Here is an 18027-nt window from a genome sequence, read left to right as displayed (position 1 = left end):
GGACCTTTCAGCCCAGCCAGGGCAGCATCGGCGCCGCCCAGCCGGAGGCGAGCAGGGCGATCAGGGCGAGCGTGCTCGTGACGGCGAGGGCTTCGGGCCAGCGCCTGGGCCGCATCGCCGGGCGGGCCCCGGATTCGGTCGGTTCGGTGGCGTGCGGCCGCAGTTCGGCGTACAGGTCGCGGATCAGCGGGACGCCGAGGTGCAGCTGCACCGCGAGGTACAGGGCCAGGCCCCAGGTGTAGTGCCAGCCGTGCAGGGCGGTGGCGACGGCGATGCCGACGGTGGTGGCGGCCAGTGTGCCGGCCGTCCAGACCAGCGAGACCAGCAGCACGTTGCGGGCCATGCCGCCGGAGCGCCCGGGCTTGGCCGCGCCGGTGGGCACCCAGGCGGCGCTGCGGCCGCGGAGGGTGTGCCAGTAGGCGGTGGCGGCGGCGAAGCTCATCAGCACGTTGGCGCGCAGGACTTCGGAGCGCCAGCGGGTGCGGCTGACCCGGGGCAGCAGGACGTGCCAGAGCCACAGCAGGGAGAGCATCGGCAGCACGTACCAGGCGCGGACCTCGCCGGGGTAGGCGAACAGCATGACCAGCGGCGGCAGCGGTGCGGTGAGCACGTTCACGGCGGCGGCCAGGTAGCCGACGATGCCCTCGTCGAAGCAGCGTCGCATGCGCCAGGTCATGGCCTTGCGGGCGGTCCGGTCGCCGATCAGGTGCAGGTTGCCCATCGTCCAGCGGTACTGCTGGTTGACGAAGCTGGTGGTGGAGTCGGGCGAGGTGCCCTTGGCGACCAGCACCGGCACGTAGCGGGTGGTGAATCCCTGCTGGTGCAGGGCGAGCCCGGTGTACATGTCCTCGCTGTGGTCGAGCCGGGCGAAGCCGCCGGCGGCGTCGATGGCGGAACGCCGGTACACCGCGTTGGAGCCGCAGCAGATCGCCGCGTCGGAGGCGTCCCGGCTGGGCTGTATCCAGCGGAAGAACCACTCCTGGGCGGAGCCGGCGGCGCGCTGCACCCAGCCCATCGAGGCGTCGGTGTCGAAGCACTGCGGGCTCTGCACGATGCCGACCTTCGGGTCGCCGAAGTACGGCAGCAGGTGGTGCAGCAGGTCGGCGCGCGGCGCGAAGTCGGCGTCCAGGATGGCGACGTACTCGCCCCTGCTGAGGCCGAGCGCGTGGTTGAGGTTGCCGGCCTTCTTGAACTCGCCGCGGTTCGGCCGCACGACGTAGTGGTAGCCGAACTCGGCTGCCAGCGCGGCGACTTCGGGTCGGTCGCCGTCGTCCAGCACCCAGACGTCGAGCTGTCCGGGGTGGTCGAGCCGCGCCACCGCGCGGTAGGCGTTGGCGAGGATGTCGAGCGGTTCGCCGCAGGTCGGCAGGTACAGGTCGACGGACGGCGCCTCGGCGGGCTGCCAGGCGGCGACCAGCAGTTCGTGGCCGGCCCGGGTGAAGCGCCGGCGGCGCAGCCCGTTGAGGCAGGTCAGTGCGAGCGCGACCACATTGACGCCGAGAACGGCCAGGAACGGCCAGAGTGCGGGCGTGCGCAGCGAAAAACTGAACATGGTGGCCGCGCTGAGCACGAAGGCGAGTGCGGAGAGTAGCGGAACCCAGCGGCGCTGAGGTCCGAAATACCAGTAGAGCTCCTGATCGGAGGGTGGCGACGGAAGGTGATTGACAGTCATATGGGCCCCCCACGGCCGGTCATTGACACCTGTCGCCGGTCAGATTACCCGATTGGTATAGACCAAATGACCACAGAGGATGAACGGTGGGGCAACTCCGGTAAAGCCCGTGTGACCAGGCATGACCGTGTCAGGAAGTGCCCCCCCGGCATCCGCTCGGTGGGGCTTCTGAGGCGGTTGACGAGCAGAGTGACGAGACGGTTCCACGGTTGAACTGGCGAAGGGTCGCCGGACCGGGTGGCGAGTATTCGCCTTGCCCGGATGGTGAATTGACGGTCCGTCAGGCTCGTGGCCGGAGGCTCGGTCGGCGGCTCAGTGGGCGGCGGGCTTCGGGGTGGTGAAGCACGGCTCGGCGGCGGCGAGCACCGCATCCAGCAGGCCGGGGAAGCGTGCGGCAAGATCGCCGACGCGCAGTGTGTTCATCTTAGAGGTGCCGCGACGGTGCTGGCGGATCAGTCCGGCCTCGCGCAGGACGCGGAAGTGGTGCGTCAACGTCGATTTGGTGACCGGCAGTTCGAACGCCAGGCAGTTCAGCTCGTCGCCGCCCGCCCAGGCCAGGTCCGCGACGATCCGCAGCCGGGTCGGGTCCGCGAGCGCGTGCAGCACTGCTTCAAGGCGCAACTCGTCGACGGCCGGCTCCGGCAGCAGTCCCGGGCAGTCCTGGTGGCAGTCCTCGTCGATGGTCACGCTGCCATGGTACGAGAACTCTCGTAGTTTGACAGATCTCGTAGTACGGCGGCTATCGTACGAAGCGAAGACACCGTCGCTGTCGGGACCACAGGAAGGACGGGCCCTCGTGAGCGCCCTGTTCGAACCGATCACCCTCCGTTCGCTGACCATTCCCAACCGGATCTGGCTCAGCCCGATGTGCATGTACTCGGCCGCCCCCGAAGGCCCCGAGACCGGCGTTGCCACCGACTTCCACCTCGCCCACCTCGGCTCCCGCGCCGCCGGCGGCGCGGGCCTGGTCATGGTCGAGGCCACCGGCGTCCGCCCCGACGCCCGGATCTCCCCGTGGGACCTCGGCCTGTGGAACGACCGGCAGCAGGACGCCCTCACCCGGGTCGCGGCGCTGATCCGGCAGCACGGTTCGGTTCCGGCGATCCAGCTGGCCCACGCCGGGCGGAAGGCCTCCACCGGGAAGGCCAACGCGGGCGGCGGTCCACTGGGCGTCGAGGACGGCGGGTGGCCGGTGGTGGGCGCCTCGGCGATTCCCTTCAACGAGGAGTCCCCGACTCCGCTGGAACTGACGGAAGCTCAGATCGCGGAACTGGTCGAGGACTTCGCCTCCTCGGCCCGCCGCGCACTGGCCGCGGGCTTCCAGGTGGTCGAGGTGCACGGCGCCCACGGCTACCTGGTCCACCAGTTCCTCTCCCCGATCACCAACCACCGCACCGACGGCTACGGCGGCGACTTCGCGGGCCGCAGCCGCCTGGCCCGCGAGATCGCCACCGCGGTGCGGGCCGTCTGGCCCGCGGACCTCCCGGTGCTGTTCCGCGTCTCCGCCACCGACTGGGTCCCCGAGCAGCCCAGCTGGACGGTCGAGGAGAGCGTCCTGCTCGCCAAGGAACTCCAGGCCATCGGCGTCGACCTGCTCGACGTCTCCACCGGCGGCCTCGTCCCGCACGCGAAGATCGCCGTCGGGCCCGGCTACCAGGTCCCGTTCGCGGCCCGGATCCGCCGCGAGGCGGGGCTGCCGGTCAGCTCGGTCGGCCTGATCACCGAGCCGGGCCAGGCGGAGGCGATCCTCACGGACGGCGAGGCGGACGCGGTCATGCTCGGCCGCGAGCTGCTGCGCGACCCGTACTGGCCGCTGCACGCGGCGAAGACGCTCGGCGTGAAGGCCGACTGGCCGGAGCAGTACGGCTTCGTCGTCGCGAGGTGAACCACGAGGGGCGCGGGGGCCGGTCGGGTGATCCACCAGCCGGATCGCGACGAGGGAGAGGGGCAGCACTATCCCGCGATCTCGCCGACGGGAGTCTCCCGCTTCGCGCAGTTCCCCGCGCCCCCAGTTGTGCTCCCACTGTCGGGCTCGACCATGAACATCCCGAGCAGGACCCCCGCCACCGGAACCGCCGGCAGGACCGCGAGAACGCCCTCCGGACCGTGGGACTGGGCGATGAGGCCGAAGAGCGGGGCGAGCAGGCCGCCGACGCTGACGGCGAGGCCGAGGGTGACGCCGGCGGCGGTGCCGGGGCGGGTGGGGAGGTAGTCCTGGCCGAGTTTGACCAGGACGGCGAACGGCAGGTTGAGCATCGCGCCCGCCAGCACGGCGAAGAGGAGCGGCGCCCACGGACCCGGCGCCACCCGGAGGAGCAGCAGTGCGGGGGCGGTGAGCGCCGTGCCCCACTGCGCGGTGCGGACCATGCCGATCCGGTCGGCGAGGCGTCCGCCGCCGAGGGTGCCGACGACGCCGCCGAGCAGGAAGCAGGTCAGAGCCGCGCCCGCCAGCAGGTGGGAGGCGCCGAGGTGGCGGAGCCAGTACAGCTCGATGAAGGTGCTGACCCCGAAGAAGGCGACCGAGCGGACGATCTCGACGCCCGTCAGCACCAGGAACGGCCGCCACCGGTCCTTCCCCGTCCGGACGGCCGAACCGCCGGGGCCCCCGTACCGGCGGTGGCGGGCCCGGAACAGGACGGCGGCCATCGCGAGGGCGGGCAGCACGAACACCGCCGTCGCCCGGACGCCCCACGCGGTGAGCAGCGGCGTGGCGAGCACCGGGGCGAGGAAGAAGCCGACGCTGCCGCCCGCCGCGAAGACGCTCATCGCGCCCGCGCTGTCGCCGGCCGCCTCCCGGGCCGCCCGTCCCGCCGCCGGGTGGAACGCCGCCACCCCGAGACCGGAGAGCAGCACCAGCAGCCACACCAGGGCGTAGCCGTCGGCGAGTCCGCTCAGGCCGACGCCGAGTCCGGCCAGGGCCAGGCCGGCGGCGGACAGCCACGGCAGCGGGCGGCGGTCCACCAGCAGCCCGACCAGCGGTTGCGGTACGGCGCTGCCGAGGGTGGCGGCGAGCGTCAACCCGCCCGCGGCGACGTAGCCGTAGCCGCGTTCCAGCACGAAGTACGGGACGACGGCCGGCACCAGCCCCTGGTACAGGTCGTCCACGGCGTGCGCCGCGCCCCACAGTCTCATCCGGCGCCACACGCCGGCCTGTTGCGTCGTCATGGACCCAGCGTGGCCGCCGCACCGGCAGGCAGGCTTCCGCTACTCTGCCAACTCATGTCGCCGGCCCGCCAATTGCCACCGCACCAGAAGGAGACCGGCCCGAGCCGTCACCCCCTGGCGCACCACGAACGCATCGACTGGCACTGGCACGACGTCAACCAGCTGATCGCGCCGGGTCTCGGCGTGCTGGAGGTGAGCACGCCGCACGGCCGCTGGGTGGTGCCGCCGCACCGCGCGGTGTGGCTGCCCGCCGGGGTCGCGCACACCCACCGGGCGCACGGGCCCAGCGAGTTGAGGTGCCTGGTGTATCCGGCGGGGACGAACCCGCTGGGCCTGTCCGCGCCCGCCGTGCTGGCCGTCACCCCGCTGCTGCGGGAGATCGTCGCGCACCTGACCGGCCCGGACGCGCCCGCCGGACGACCCGCCCGGACGCTCGAACTGGCCGCCCTGGACCAGCTCGCGCACGCCCCCGAACTGCCGCTCGGCCTGCCGCAGCCCACCGACCCGCGCCTGCGCGACCTCGCGGCGCTGCTCACCGCCGACCCCTCCGACGGGCGTTCGCTGGCCGAACTCGGCCGGGCCGTCGGGGCGGGGGAGCGCACCCTGAGCCGGCTGTTCCGCCGCGAGCTCGGCCTGGGCTTTCCACAGTGGCGCACCCAACTGCGCCTCCAGCACGCCCTGGTGCTGCTCGCGCAGGGGCGCTCGGTGACGTCCACCGCCGTGGCCTGCGGGTTCCGTTCGCCGAGCGCGTTCATCGAGGCGTTCCGGCACGCGTTCGGCACCACCCCGGGCCGCCACCAGCAGCAGTGACGGACGGTCGGCTCCCGTAGCCGTGGGGCGTGGTCAGCTCCCGTACGCCGACGGGCGGCCGTTCCGGCGGTGGGCGCGTTCGCGTGAACCGTCCAGCGGGCCGGTCGAGTTGGGCGTGCGGCGGCGGGAGGCCGCGACCTGGCGGGAGACCACCACGTCTATCAGGCACCAGACCAGCACGAAGACGCCCATCGCCATCAGCGCCAGCGCGGGCACGATCAGGCCGGTGTGCGACCAGGAGGCCAGCACGGCGACTATCACCGTCACCACCGTGAACGCGAATGCGAGGCCCGCCCGGACGGCGGCGGCCCGCACCTCGTCCGGCAGCCGCCTGCGCCGACGACGCGCCATCACCCCACCCCCTGTCGGACCCCAGGTTGCCCCTGTAGGGGTGAAGGTATGCCGCTACCCGGCTGAATTCCACTCAAACCGGGCGTGTCGCGTGTCGACGGACCGTCAACCCCCCGTTCAGGATCGTATTCCGCCCGGCAAGAGGGCCCGGCGAGAGGGCCCGGCGAGAGGGCCCGACGGGGAGTCAGTCGGTGAGGGTCGCGTCCAGCTCCTCCAGCGCGCCGACCACGATGGTGCGCATCGCCCGCTCGGCCACTTCCGACTCGCCCGCGCAGATCGCCTCGGCTACCTCCCGGTGCAGCTGCACCGCGTACTCGCGCGGCCGGTGCGGCATCAGGCGGTGCTCGGTGCGGCCGGTCAGCACCGCGCCGACGGTGTCCTTGAGGTGCGCGAACATCTCGTTCCCGGACGCCCGCAGCACCGCCGCGTGGAAGGCGATGTCGTGTGCGAGGAAGGACTCCAGGTCCGCCGCCCGGGCGGTGACGGTCAGCTCGACGGCCAGCGCGCCGAGCTCCCGCCGGTCGTCGTCGCTGGCGTTGCGCGCCGCCAGCGCCGCCGCCGCCGGCTCCACCGCGACCCGCAGCGAACCGAGCGAGCGCAACTGCGCGGAGCGGTCCGCGCCGGCCAGCCGCCAGCGGATCACCAGCGGGTCGAAGACGTCCCAGTCGCTGCGCGGCCGCACCGTGATGCCGACCCGGCGGCGCGGCTCGACCAGCCGCATCGACTCCAGGATCCGCACCGCCTCCCGCACCACCGTGCGGGACACCCCGTGCTGCGCCTCCAGCTCCTCGGCGCGCAGCACGGTGCCCGCGGGCAGTTCGCCGGAGGCGATCGCCGGACCGAGGTGGGCAAGCAGTCGGCCGGGCAGGCCCTGGATCTCCATTCCGCCAGCCTATCGGCGACGTCACACCCGGCCGCCAAGGGCTCCCACCTGCGGCGATGCAGGAACGGAGCAGACAAGTATGACGATTGGGTTTCGGTGGCTTGAATAAGTCATACCTTTGGGTCTACCTTGCCCGTGACCAGGCAAGGACAGGAGCACCACCCATGGCTCTCAACGTCGAGAACCAGCAGCCGCCCGTCATCGTGGTGATGGGCGTCTCCGGAGTCGGGAAGACCACCGTCGCCCGACTGCTCGCCCACCGCCTCGGCCTTCCGTACGCCGAGGCCGACGACTTCCACCCCGCCGCCAACATCGCCAAGATGAGCGCCGGGACACCGCTGGACGACCAGGACCGCGAACCCTGGCTGCGCGCCCTCGGCGCATGGCTCGGCGAGCGGGCCGAGGCCGGCACCGGCGGCGTCGTCACCTGCTCCGCCCTCAAGCGCAGCTACCGCGACATCCTGCGGGACGCCTGCCCCGAGGCGTTCTTCCTGCACCTGTCCGGCAGTCACGAGCTGGTCGGCGACCGCATCGCCCACCGCACGGGCCACTTCATGCCGCCCTCGCTGCTGGACTCCCAGTACGCCACCCTCGAACCGCTCCGGGCGGACGAGAGCGGCCTCGTACTGGACGTCGACGCCGACCCCGACACGCTCGTCGAACGCGCCGTCGCCGGCCTGCCGAACTGACCCCCACCTCGTCACACCCGCCGCCGCCCCGGTCAGGACCCGGGCGGTGAGGGCCCGTCAATGGAGACTCGCGTGACCCCCACCCTGCTGGCCGCCGCCGCGCCGGCACTTCCCCACACGGACAGCGACGGCCAACTGCTGGTCGCGGTGCTGCTCAGCATCGGCGCGATCGTGCTGCTGATCACCAAGTTCAAGCTGCACCCGTTCCTGGCGCTGACCCTCGGCTCGGGCCTGCTCGCCGCCGTCGCCGGCGCGCCGTTCGACAAGCTGCTCAGCAGCTTCTCCACCGGCTTCGGCTCCACCGTCGCCTCCGTCGGCCTGCTGATCGGCCTCGGCGCGATGCTCGGCAAGCTGCTCGCCGACTCCGGCGGCGCCAACATCATCGCCGACACGGTGCTCGCCCGGACCGGCCCGAAGATGCTGCCCTGGGCGATGGCGCTGATCGCCGCCGTGCTCGGCCTGCCGCTGTTCTTCGAGGTCGGCGTCGTCCTGCTGATCCCGATCGTGCTGCTGGTCGCCCGCCGCGGCAACGTCCCGCTGATGCGGATCGGCATCCCCGCGCTGGCCGGCCTGTCCGTGCTGCACGGCCTGGTCCCGCCGCACCCCGGCCCGCTGGTCGCCGTGGACGCCCTGAAGGCCGACCTCGGCGTCACCCTGGCGCTCGGCCTGCTGATCGCCGTGCCCACCCTGATCGTGGCCGGCCCGCTGTTCTCCCGGGTCGCCCAGCGCTGGGTCGGCCCGCTGGAGATCCCCGCCGACACCACCCCCGTCGACACCGTCGAGCGCGAGAAGACCCCGCGCTTCGGCGCCGTCCTCGTCACCATCCTGCTGCCGGTCGTGCTGATGCTCGGCAAGGCCCTCGCCGACGTGGTCGTCGACGACCCGAAGGCCGGCGTCCAGCGGTTCTTCGACTTCATCGGCTCCCCGCTGATCGCGCTGCTCGCCGCGACCCTGCTCGCCATGGTCACCCTCGGCAAGGCCGCCGGGTTCGACAAGGGCAGGATCTCCGAGACGGTCGGCAGCTCGCTCGGCCCGATCGCCGGCATCGTCTTCATCGTCGGCGCGGGCGGCGGCTTCAAGCAGACCCTGATCGACGTCGGCGTCGGCAACGCCGTCAGCGAGTGGTCCGGCAAGTGGCACATCTCCGCGCTGCTGCTCGGCTGGCTGATCGCCGTGCTGATCCGCCTCGCGACCGGCTCCGCCACCGTCGCCACCATCACCGCCGCCGGCATCGTCGCCCCGCTGGCCGCCGACATGTCCACCACCCACGCCGCGCTGCTGGTGCTGGCCATCGGCGCCGGCTCGCTGTTCCTGTCGCACGTCAACGACGCCGGGTTCTGGCTGGTGAAGGAGTACTTCGGGATGAGCGTCGGCCAGACGCTGAAGTCCTGGTCGATGATGGAGACGGTGATCTCGGTGGTCGCGATCGCCCTGATCATGCCGCTGAGCCTGATCATCTAGCGCGCAGCACCCCGTCCCACGCGCAGCACCCCGTCCCACGCGCAGTACCCCACAGACCGCGACGCCCTCCGGATCCCGCTTCTCTCCCGGAGGGCGTCGTCGTGCGTCTACCGGGCCAGCAGCTCCGCGGTCCGCTTGCGGACCTCCTCGGTGTCCAGCCCGCGCACCGTCAGCGTGGTGCGCCGCCGCAGCACGTCGTCCACCGTGTACGCCCACTCCTGCTCGGCCGCGTACACCACCTGCGCCCACACGTCCGGCCCGTCCGGGTGGACCCGGGCGCCGAGTTCGGGGCGGTCGGCGATCAGCCGGGCGATCTCGAAGGACAGCGTGCCGTAGTGGGTGGCGAGGTGGCGGGCCACCAGCGGGTCCATCCGGGAGCCCGGCTCGCGGTCCATCAGCAGGCGGTGCGCGACGGCCTGCGGGGCGCCGATGCCGGGCAGCGGCACGGTCGCCGGGATGGGCGAGACGTCCTCGGCGAGGCCCACGCCGCGCGCGTGCTTCAGCTTCTCCAGCACCACCCGGCCGATGTGCCGGTAGGTGGTCCACTTGCCGCCCGCCACCGACAGCATCCCGGCCCGGCCCTCGGTGACGACCGTCTCCCGCTTGGCCGCGGCCGTCGCCCCCGGGCCGCCCGGCAGCACCCGCAGGCCCGCGAAGGCGTACGTGATGTCCTCGCGCCGCAGGTGCTCGTCGCGCACCGCGTGGCCCGCCTCGGACAGGATCTGGTCGACGTCCGCGTCGGTGGGACGCACGTCCAGCGGGTCGCCGGTGTACTCCTCGTCGGTGGTGCCGAGCAGGACGTGGTCCTCCCACGGGATGGCGAAGGACACCCGGTACTGGTCGATCGGGATGGTCAGCGCGGCCCGCCACGGCGCCTGCCGGCGCAGCACCACGTGCGCGCCCTTCGACAGCCGGATCGACGGCTCGGCGCCCGCGAACTCCATCCGCCGCAGGTGGTCCACCCACGGGCCGGTGGCGTTCAGCACCAGGCGGGCGTCGATGCCGAACTCGGCGCCGTCGAGGCGGTCGCGGACCTCCGCGCCCGTCACCCGGCCGCGGGTGAAGCGCAGGCCCGTCACCTCGGCGTGGTTGAGCACCACCGCGCCCGCGTCGACCGCCGCGCGGACCGTCATCACGGCCATCCGGGCGTCGTTCATCTGGTGGTCGCCGTAGACCGCGACCCGCCGCAGGCCCTCGGTGCGCAGCCCCGGCACCGCGCGGGCCGCCACCGCGGGGGAGACCACCCGGCCCAGGCCGTCGCGGAACGCCGACAGCGCCGAGTACAGGAACACGCCCGCGCCGAGCTTGGGCGCCGAGTGCGGGCCGCCCTCGTAGACCGGGACGAAGAAGGTCAGCGGGTTGACCAGGTGCGGGGCCACGTCGGTGGCCAGCGCCCGGCGCTCCTTGTGGTTCTCGGCGACCAGCTTGACCGCGCCGGTCTGCAGGTAGCGCAGCCCGCCGTGGACCAGCTTGGAGGACGCGGAGGAGGTGGCGTTCGCGAAGTCCCCGGCGTCCACCATGGCCACCTTCAGACCCGCCTGGGCGGCCGTCCACGCGGTGGCGGTGCCGAGGATGCCGCCGCCGATCACCAGCAGGTCGTAGCGGGCCCGGCCGAGCAGGTCGCGAGTGGCGGCGCGGGAGGCGACGCGGCCGGCGGCGCGCTCGGCGCCCAGGGTCGGGATGCTTGCCATGGTGTGTGCGGCGGGCCCGGTACGCGGCCGGTCCGCGTCTCCTTTCGGTGATGGGTCTCTGACAGGGCGTCAGAGCTGCGGCTGCTCGTCGTCCTGCTCGATCCAGCCCATGGTGCGCTCCACCGCTTTCAGCCAGTTGCGGTGCTCGCGTTCGCGGGTCGCCGCGTCCATCCGGGGCGTCCACTCGGCGGCCCGGTGCCAGTTGGCGCGCAGGGTGTCCGGCCCGTCCCAGAAGCCGACCGCCAGGCCGGCCGCGTAGGCCGCGCCGAGGGCAGTGGTCTCGGCGACGTACGGGCGCTCCACCGGGACGTCCAGGACGTCCGCGATGTTCTGCATCAGCAGGTTGTTGGAGGTCATGCCGCCGTCGACCTTCAACGCGGTCAGCGTGACACCGGAGTCCTTCTGCATGGCGTCCACCACCTCGCGGGTCTGCCAGGCGGTCGCCTCCAGCACCGCCCGCGCCAGGTGGCCCTTGGTGACGTACCTGGTCAGGCCGGCGATCACACCGCGCGCGTCGGAACGCCAGTACGGGGCGAACAGGCCGGAGAACGCGGGCACGAAGTACGCGCCGCCGTTGTCCTCGACGGTGCCCGCCAGGGTCTCGATCTCGGCGGCCGTCGAGATGATGCCGAGCTGGTCGCGCAGCCACTGCACCAGCGAACCGGTGACCGCGATCGACCCCTCCAGCGCGTACACCGGCGGCTGCTCGCCGATCCGGTAGCCGACCGTGGTGAGCAGCCCGTGGTACGAGTTGACGATCCGCTCGCCGGTGTTCAGCAGCAGGAACGTGCCGGTGCCGTACGTCGACTTGGCCTCGCCGACGTCGAAGCAGGTCTGGCCGAACAGCGCCGCCTGCTGGTCGCCGAGCGCCGCCGCGACTGGCACGCCCGCCAGCACGCCGACCGCCTCGCCGTACACCTCGGCGGAGGAGCGGATCTGCGGCAGCATCGCCATCGGCACGCCGATCGACTCGGCGATCCGCTCGTCCCACTCCAGGGTGTGCAGGTTCATCAGCAGGGTGCGCGAGGCGTTGGTGACGTCCGTGACGTGCCGGCCGCCGTGCACGCCGCCCGTCAGGTTCCAGATCACCCAGGTGTCCATGGTGCCGAACAGGATGTCCCCGGCCTCGGCGCGCTCGCGCAGACCCTCGACGTTGTCCAGCAGCCAGCGGATCTTCGGCCCCGCGAAGTAGCTCGCCAGCGGCAGCCCCGTCTCCCGGCGGAACCGGTCCTGGCCGACATTGCGGCCGAGCTCCCGGCAGAGCGCCTCGGTGCGGGTGTCCTGCCAGACGATCGCGTGGTGCACCGGCTCGCCGGTGTGCCGGTCCCACAGGACGGTGGTCTCGCGCTGGTTGGTGATGCCGACCGCCCGGATGTCCTCCCGGGTCAGCCCCGCCTTCTCCAGCGCGCCCCGCACCACCGCCTGCACCCGCGTCCAGATCTCCGCCGCGTCGTGCTCCACCCAGCCCGGCTGCGGAAAGATCTGCGCATGCTCCTGCTGCTCGACGGCGACGATCCGGCCGTCCGCCCCGAACAGGATGCACCGGCTGGACGTGGTGCCCTGGTCGATCGCGGCGATGTAGCTGGCAGTCATGCGGTTCCTCGGCTCGGCTCGGGGACGGGGGGACGTCAACGGGCGCGGGGTGACTCTTCGTCAGTCCCCGTGCGCGCGGGTCCGGCAAACCACGCGAGGGGCGCGGCACGCCCGGACCCTCCAGCCGCCGTTCGACAATGTCGACCGACGTTTGGAAGCCAACAGCAGCCGGACGCCCGACGTCAAGGCGTTGTGACACGCGACGCGTCCATGATCACGCCCTGCCGTCGAGCGGTCACCCGCTGCGGCTCGATCAACTGATTGCTCTTCGGTTGTGCTTTCGGTTGCTCTTCGGTCGTGCTTCGGGTCGGTCGTGCTTCGGGTCGGTCGTGCTTCGGGTCGGTCGTGCTTCGGGTCGGTCGTGCTTCGGGTCGGTCGTGCTTCGGGTCGGTCGCGCTTCAGAACCGGTGCGCGCCGAGGTCCCGCGAGATCGCCCGGGCCGCCGTCCGCACCGACGCCACCAGCGACGGCCGCACCGCGCCGCCCTCGCACACCGTCTCCACCGCGCCGCTCACGCACACCGCGCCCACCGGATTGCGCCGCCGGTCCTGGATCAGCGCCGCCACCGAAGCCACGCCCTCCCAGGTCTCCTCGACCGCGTCCGCCCAGCCGCGCTCCCGCACCAGCGCGCACTGCGCGTCCAGCGCCGCCGGCTCGGTCACCGTCCGGGGCGTGAACGCCTCCCACGGCCCGTCGCCCAACTCGCCGCGCGCCACCGGGTCGTACGCCAGCAGCACCTTGCCCAGCGCCGTCGCGTGCAACGGCTGCATCGAACCGACCTCCAGCACCTGCCGGGTGTCGTCCGGCCGGAACACGTGGTGCACCACCAGCACCCCCCGCTGGTGCAGCACCCCCAGGTACACCGTCTCGCCGGCCGCCCGCGCCAGGTCGTCCGCCCACACCAGCGCCCGGGCCCGCAGCTCGTGCACGTCCAGATAGCTCTGGCCGAGCCGCAACAGCTCCGCCCCCAACTGGTACTTGCCGCTGTCCGGGTCCTGCTCGACGAACCCCTCCTGCTGCAGCGTGCGCAGAATGCCGTGCGCCGTGCCCTTCGCCAACCCCAGCCCCGTCGCCACCTCCGACAGGCCGAGCCGCCGCTCCCCGCCCGCCAACAGGCGCAGGATCGCGGCCGCCCGCGACAGCGACTGGATCGCACCGGGCACCGGCCCACCTCCACTGACCACCGGTCGGCCATGCCGACCCCACCTGACGTCCTCCGACCGTACTACCCCGGCGACCCCGGAACCTCACACCGGTCTCACCAGGGCGTCACATCGGTCTCACCCGGGCGTCGGTCGCGCGCGGGCCTCACCCGGGCCTCACGCCGGTCTGGCGCGGGCCTCACGCCGCTGCGGCCGGATCCGCCACCCAGCCCGCCACCAGCACCAGGCCCGAGGGACGGTGCACCGCCAGGAACGCGAACGGCCGGTCGAAGCGCGCCACCGCCCGACGCGCCCGGAACCGCCGGATCATCAGGCCGGCGGACCTGGTCATCGCCACCGCCGTCACCGCACCCGCCTCGAAGCCCTCCGCCGAGAACTCCGCCACCGCCACCTGCTTCGCCTGCGACACCTTCAACGGCGCGCTCCCGCTGATGCCGCGGAACCAGTCGCCGTCCTGCGCGGCCGTCCGCAGCCCGAACAGCTCCGCGCGCGCCAGCAGGTCGTGCTCGGCCCGGACCGTGAAGCCCACGGTCCGCAACTCACCGACATCGCCGGGCTTCGACGCGTCGACCGTCGCCAACTCCAGCCCCGGCCACGACTCCCCGTCCGACAGGCCCGCCACCGGCATCCGCCACGACTCGCCCGACACCAGCCCGAACCCGGCCGCCACCACCGCCCCCGGCGCCGCACCCTCCTCGCCCAGCACCAGATGGACGTCCACCTCGCCGTCCCCGACCACCCGGACCTCCGTCACCGGGCCCGCCGAGGTCTCCGCCACCGCGATCCGCTCGTACCACTCCGCCCCGGACGCCTCCAGCATCATCAACTCCCGCCGCCCCCACGGGCCTTCGGCCACCCGCCGACGCGCCGGACGGAACGGCTCCACCCATCTGGTCCGCACCGCCACCGCCGACGCCAGCACCAGATCCGCCCCCACGACGTCCACCGGCATCCGCCGCAGCAGACCGCCGGTCCGCTCCGCCGCCCACGCGTCCAGCGCGGCCCGATCGGCGTCCGGATCACCCGTCAACCGCCCCCACACCGACTCGCCCAGCTGCGCCGCCCAGCCGGCCTCGACCTCGGTCCGCTCCGCCGTCCACACCCCGAGCGCCGCCGCACACCCCGGCACCCGCCGCACCGACGCCAACACCTCCCGCGCCGCCGCCGGAGCCTCCTGCGCCGACACCCCCAACGCCGCCGCCAGCTCCTCCCGCACCGGCCCGTCGGCCCCCGCCGCCAGCATCCCCAACAGCGGCCACACCCCCACCGCCGTCCACACCTGCCCGCGCTCGAACCCCAACTCCCGCCCCCAGCGCACCCCGAGCCCGTTCACCAACCCGACCACCCGCACCTCGAACCCCTCTCTCCACCGACCACCCACCGCCCCCCATCCTCCCCGCCCCCACCCGGGCCCGGCGGCATATCCGAAGGCGGGCGGCCACGCGGCGGCGGTACGGTGCGACGCATGACCGCCCCCGTCCCGCTCCACTTCTCCCGCACCACCGACCGCGACGTCCACGGCGACCTCCTGCTGAAGCTCGGCGTCTGGCGGCACGTCTGCGACTCGTACTACCTCGCCATCGACGAGACCCACGGCGCGGGCCTCGGCCGGCTTCTCGACCAGTGGCTGGAGCAGCTCGAACGGCTGCGGGTCCTCGGGCGCCCGGTCTTCCTGCCGTTCGACTTCTCCGACCAGTGCACCGCCTGGCTGCGCGTGTCGAGCGCGGGCGGGAGCCGGGTCGTGGTGGAGGCCGGGTGGAGCATGATCGAAGGCTGGAGCTTCTACCCGTCGGACATCGCCGAGACGGCGAGCCGGATCGACGACTTCGCACCGATCCACAACACCGACATCGAGTGCGACCTCGACGACCTCGTCGCGTCCGTCAGCCACCAGCGCGCCGAGCTCGGAACCGTCAGGAGCGCCGCCGACGGCGCAGCCTGACAACGCAGCCTGACAACGCAGCCTGACGACGCGGCCGGCCGGGCCGACTGCCAGGGCACGCACGGCCGCTCCGCATCGGCCGGGGTCCACCCGTCTCGGAACGGCCGTCCGCGCCCAGCAAGTTGGCGGTCACCCGCCGAGCGTCGCCGCCAGCTCGGCGATCCGGTCCGGTCCCACCCGGCAGCAGCCGCCGACCAGTTGGGCGCCCGCCGCGACCCAGGACGGGGCGTCGGCGGGGTCGAAGGCGGCCGGGCCCGCCCAGCCGCGGTTCGTCGCGTCCCAGTCCTCGCCGCTGTTCGGGTACGCCACCGCCGGCCGGCCCGTCACCTCCACCGCCAGCCGAACTGCCGCCGAAACCCCCTTCGGCGCACAGCAGTTGACGCCCACCGCCACCACCTCCGGCAGGTCCGCCAGCAAGGCGAACGCCTCCGCCAACGGCTCACCGCCCCGCGTCAGACCGTCCGCCGCGCCGAACGAGAACCACGCCGGCAGCCCCAACTCCCGGACGCACTCCGCCAGGACGGACGCCTCCAACAGGTCCGGCACCGTCTCCACCGCCAGCACGTCCGGCCCGGCGGCCGCCAGCACCTCCAACCGGGGGCGGTGGAAAGCGGTCAACTCGGCGGCGGACAGACCGTAATGACCCCGGTACTCGGAGCCGTCCGCCAACACCGCCCCGTACGGGCCGACCGACGCCGCCACCCACCGCGTCCGGCCGTCACCGAGCTCCGCCGACACCTCCTCGGCCGCCTGGCGCGCCAACTCCACGCTCAACGCCAGCAGTCGGTCCGCGGTGGCCGCGCCGACGCCGCGCGCCGCGAAGCCCACCCGACTCGCCTGGTAGCTCGCCGTGGTCGCCACCTGCGCGCCCGCCTCGAAGAACGCCCGGTGTGCCGCCACCAGCTGCCCGGGATCGTCCAGCAGCAGCCGTGCCGACCACAGCGCGTCCGACAGATCGCAGCCCTGCGCGGCCAGTTGGGCGGACAGCCCGCCGTCCAGCACCACCGGTCCGGTTGCCGTCGCTGCCGCCGTCGCCGCCGCGAAACCGTCGAGAGTCGTCGCCATCCCTCCAGCCTGCCGCACCGTTCGCCACCGGGCGAACCCGCGCGACCGGTCAGCCCTCGGCGGCCTGCACCGGGCGGGAGGTGACCGCGATCCGGTTGTACGCATTGACCACCGTCGCCGCCCACGCCACGAACGCCGCCTCCGGGTCGGACAGCTCCGCGCGCGCTGCACGCTGCGCCCGTGCGCCCTCCGCGTGGTCCGGAAGCCGGGTGACCGCCTCCGCGAGGGCCAGCGCAGCGTGCTCACGGGGGGTGAACAGCGGGCCGGACTCCCGCCAGGCCGCCAGCAGGCCCAGCCGTTCGTCGGTCTCGCCGGCCTTCCGGGCGGCCGCGGTGTGCAGGTCCACGCAGTAGGTGCAGCCGTTCAGCTGCGAGCAGCGCAGCCGTACCAGCTCCAGCAGCAGCGGCTCCAGCCCGGCCGCCGTCGCGGCCTCTTCGACGGCGGCGTGCAGGGCGTGCACGGCGGCGAAGGCCTGCGGGGCGAGTTCGATCAGCGGGAGCGGGGGGAGCGGGGGGAGCGTCCCCGTCGTCCCGGGTGCAGAAGTCTCGGTCACAGCGCGAGAGTAGGGGCCCGCGGTGGGGCCGACGGCACCGAACCGCGCCCCGATCACCCACTCGGGAGACCCCTTGAGGAGTCGTTGACCGTGTCCCCACATCGTGTCTGAGGCCTTGGAGTTCAACGGTCCTGAACCTGACGGTCAGTCAATTCGTGGAGTATGTCACCCGGTTGGCCCCACGCCCGGGAACCGGAGCACGTCCTGTCGGTAGTGTGACGTTCCGTGGCCAACCGCACCGATTGTGTGATGGCCACTCTTCGAACCCCGGCGGGCGACATCCGTCGGCCCTGTCCCTGGACCGGCGGACGCCGCCCGCAACAGACTCACCAGGAGAACCCACCATGACCAACTCCGTGCAGGCCGACCGCACCCAGAAGCGCTTCGACCTCTGGGACGTGAACGGCGACGGCCAGATCGACCGGGCCGACTGGGACGCCGAGGCCCAGCGCATCCTGCAGGCCTTCGGCGAGGCCCCGACCTCCCCGGCCGGCCGGGCGCTGACCGAGGCCTACCTCGGCATGTGGGGCTTCTTCGCCGACAAGGCCGGCATCGACGAGCAGGACGGCGCGCTCACCCCCGAGCAGTTCAACCACATCGCCGAGGAGCACATCCTGGAGAACGGCGGCGCCGGCTTCGGCCAGGTCGTCAAGCCGACCATCCAGGCCATGGTCGAGCTGGTCGACGTGGACGGCGACGGCCAGGTCAACCCGGCCGAGTTCAAGACCTGGCTGGACGCCATCGGTGTCGAGGGCGTCCAGCCCGCCGAGGCCTTCCGCCAGATCGACGCCAACGGCGACGGCCAGCTGTCCGTCGACGAGCTGGTCAGCGCCGTCCGCGCCTACCACCTGGGCGACCTCGACGTTCCGCTGCTCGGCCGCTGAGTGACGCCGCGCGGCCGGTGACGGCTCGACGCTGACGTACCCGGGCCCGGAGTGGGGAAGGCGCCCCCCGCTCCGGGCCTTCGCCGTGCGGCGGGGCTGTGTCGT

17 protein-coding genes are annotated in these 18027 nt (G+C 73.1%); 6 read left to right on the top strand and 11 right to left on the bottom strand.

The window, feature by feature from the left end; all coding sequences use genetic code 11:
* Nucleotides 1-7: 7 nt before the first annotated feature.
* A complete protein-coding gene (locus ACFV4P_RS29155) occupies nt 8-1672 on the bottom strand; it encodes a glycosyltransferase family 2 protein (protein ID WP_380476153.1) in 1665 nt (554 codons plus the stop codon).
* Nucleotides 1673-1984: 312 nt separating this feature from the next.
* Complete coding sequence (locus ACFV4P_RS29150; protein ID WP_380476151.1) at nt 1985-2359, bottom strand: ArsR/SmtB family transcription factor; 375 nt, start codon at nt 2357-2359, stop codon at nt 1985-1987.
* A gap of 109 nt (nt 2360-2468) precedes the next feature.
* Between ACFV4P_RS29150 and ACFV4P_RS29145 the strand changes: the two genes are divergently transcribed.
* Complete coding sequence (locus ACFV4P_RS29145; RefSeq protein WP_380476149.1) at nt 2469-3557, top strand: NADH:flavin oxidoreductase/NADH oxidase; 1089 nt, start codon at nt 2469-2471, stop codon at nt 3555-3557.
* Between the two features lie 68 nt (nt 3558-3625).
* Here the strand turns inward: ACFV4P_RS29145 and ACFV4P_RS29140 are convergent, their stop codons facing one another.
* Entirely contained in the window at nt 3626-4837 is a 1212-nt protein-coding gene (locus ACFV4P_RS29140) for an MFS transporter (RefSeq protein ID WP_380476147.1), read from the bottom strand.
* 54 nt (nt 4838-4891) lie between these two features.
* On the opposite strand from ACFV4P_RS29140, the gene ACFV4P_RS29135 reads away from it, so the two are divergent.
* Complete coding sequence (locus ACFV4P_RS29135; RefSeq protein ID WP_380476145.1) at nt 4892-5647, top strand: AraC family transcriptional regulator; 756 nt, start codon at nt 4892-4894, stop codon at nt 5645-5647.
* 33 nt (nt 5648-5680) lie between these two features.
* Here the strand turns inward: ACFV4P_RS29135 and ACFV4P_RS29130 are convergent, their stop codons facing one another.
* On the bottom strand, nt 5681-5998 hold the full coding sequence (locus ACFV4P_RS29130) for a hypothetical protein (protein ID WP_380476143.1): 318 nt from the start codon (nt 5996-5998) through the stop codon (nt 5681-5683).
* 184 nt (nt 5999-6182) lie between these two features.
* A complete protein-coding gene (locus tag ACFV4P_RS29125; RefSeq protein ID WP_380476142.1) occupies nt 6183-6881 on the bottom strand; it encodes a FadR/GntR family transcriptional regulator in 699 nt (232 codons plus the stop codon).
* 164 nt (nt 6882-7045) lie between these two features.
* Here ACFV4P_RS29125 and ACFV4P_RS29120 point away from each other — a divergent pair, with 164 nt between their 5' ends.
* Both ACFV4P_RS29120 and ACFV4P_RS29115 read left to right on the top strand, forming a co-directional pair.
* Nucleotides 7046-7570 carry a gluconokinase gene (locus ACFV4P_RS29120; RefSeq protein WP_380476140.1) on the top strand — a complete coding sequence of 175 codons (525 nt, stop codon included), beginning with the start codon at nt 7046-7048 and terminating at the stop codon, nt 7568-7570.
* A gap of 60 nt (nt 7571-7630) precedes the next feature.
* Nucleotides 7631-9031, top strand: coding sequence for a gluconate:H+ symporter (locus ACFV4P_RS29115; protein WP_380476138.1), 1401 nt, complete (start codon nt 7631-7633; stop codon nt 9029-9031).
* A 107-nt stretch (nt 9032-9138) separates the two neighbouring features.
* On the opposite strand, the gene ACFV4P_RS29110 is transcribed toward ACFV4P_RS29115, so the two are convergent.
* From ACFV4P_RS29110 to ACFV4P_RS29095, 4 genes are all read right to left on the bottom strand, one after another.
* Nucleotides 9139-10722, bottom strand: a complete 1584-nt coding sequence (locus ACFV4P_RS29110; protein ID WP_380476136.1) for a glycerol-3-phosphate dehydrogenase/oxidase — start codon at nt 10720-10722, stop codon at nt 9139-9141.
* A gap of 69 nt (nt 10723-10791) precedes the next feature.
* A complete protein-coding gene (gene glpK, locus ACFV4P_RS29105) occupies nt 10792-12315 on the bottom strand; it encodes a glycerol kinase GlpK (protein ID WP_380476134.1) in 1524 nt (507 codons plus the stop codon).
* A 398-nt stretch (nt 12316-12713) separates the two neighbouring features.
* Nucleotides 12714-13478 carry an IclR family transcriptional regulator gene (locus ACFV4P_RS29100; RefSeq protein WP_073816005.1) on the bottom strand — a complete coding sequence of 255 codons (765 nt, stop codon included), beginning with the start codon at nt 13476-13478 and terminating at the stop codon, nt 12714-12716.
* 178 nt (nt 13479-13656) lie between these two features.
* Nucleotides 13657-14859 (bottom strand): serpin family protein, encoded by a 1203-nt coding sequence (locus ACFV4P_RS29095; RefSeq protein WP_380476132.1) that lies wholly within the window; start codon nt 14857-14859, stop codon nt 13657-13659.
* Nucleotides 14860-14943: 84 nt separating this feature from the next.
* Here ACFV4P_RS29095 and ACFV4P_RS29090 point away from each other — a divergent pair, with 84 nt between their 5' ends.
* Nucleotides 14944-15420 carry a hypothetical protein gene (locus ACFV4P_RS29090; protein ID WP_380476130.1) on the top strand — a complete coding sequence of 159 codons (477 nt, stop codon included), beginning with the start codon at nt 14944-14946 and terminating at the stop codon, nt 15418-15420.
* Nucleotides 15421-15549: 129 nt separating this feature from the next.
* Here the strand turns inward: ACFV4P_RS29090 and mmuM are convergent, their stop codons facing one another.
* Nucleotides 15550-16485 (bottom strand): homocysteine S-methyltransferase, encoded by a 936-nt coding sequence (gene mmuM, locus ACFV4P_RS29085; RefSeq protein ID WP_380476128.1) that lies wholly within the window; start codon nt 16483-16485, stop codon nt 15550-15552.
* A gap of 49 nt (nt 16486-16534) precedes the next feature.
* Complete coding sequence (locus ACFV4P_RS29080) at nt 16535-17038, bottom strand: carboxymuconolactone decarboxylase family protein (protein WP_380476126.1); 504 nt, start codon at nt 17036-17038, stop codon at nt 16535-16537.
* A gap of 344 nt (nt 17039-17382) precedes the next feature.
* On the opposite strand from ACFV4P_RS29080, the gene ACFV4P_RS29075 reads away from it, so the two are divergent.
* Nucleotides 17383-17922 carry an EF-hand domain-containing protein gene (locus ACFV4P_RS29075; RefSeq protein ID WP_380476124.1) on the top strand — a complete coding sequence of 180 codons (540 nt, stop codon included), beginning with the start codon at nt 17383-17385 and terminating at the stop codon, nt 17920-17922.
* Nucleotides 17923-18027 lie beyond the last annotated feature (105 nt).

It is taken from the genome of Kitasatospora sp. NPDC059795, assembly GCF_042732175.1.
Classification (GTDB): Bacteria; Actinomycetota; Actinomycetes; order Streptomycetales; family Streptomycetaceae; genus Kitasatospora.
This window is presented reverse-complemented; position numbering and strand designations above follow the sequence as displayed.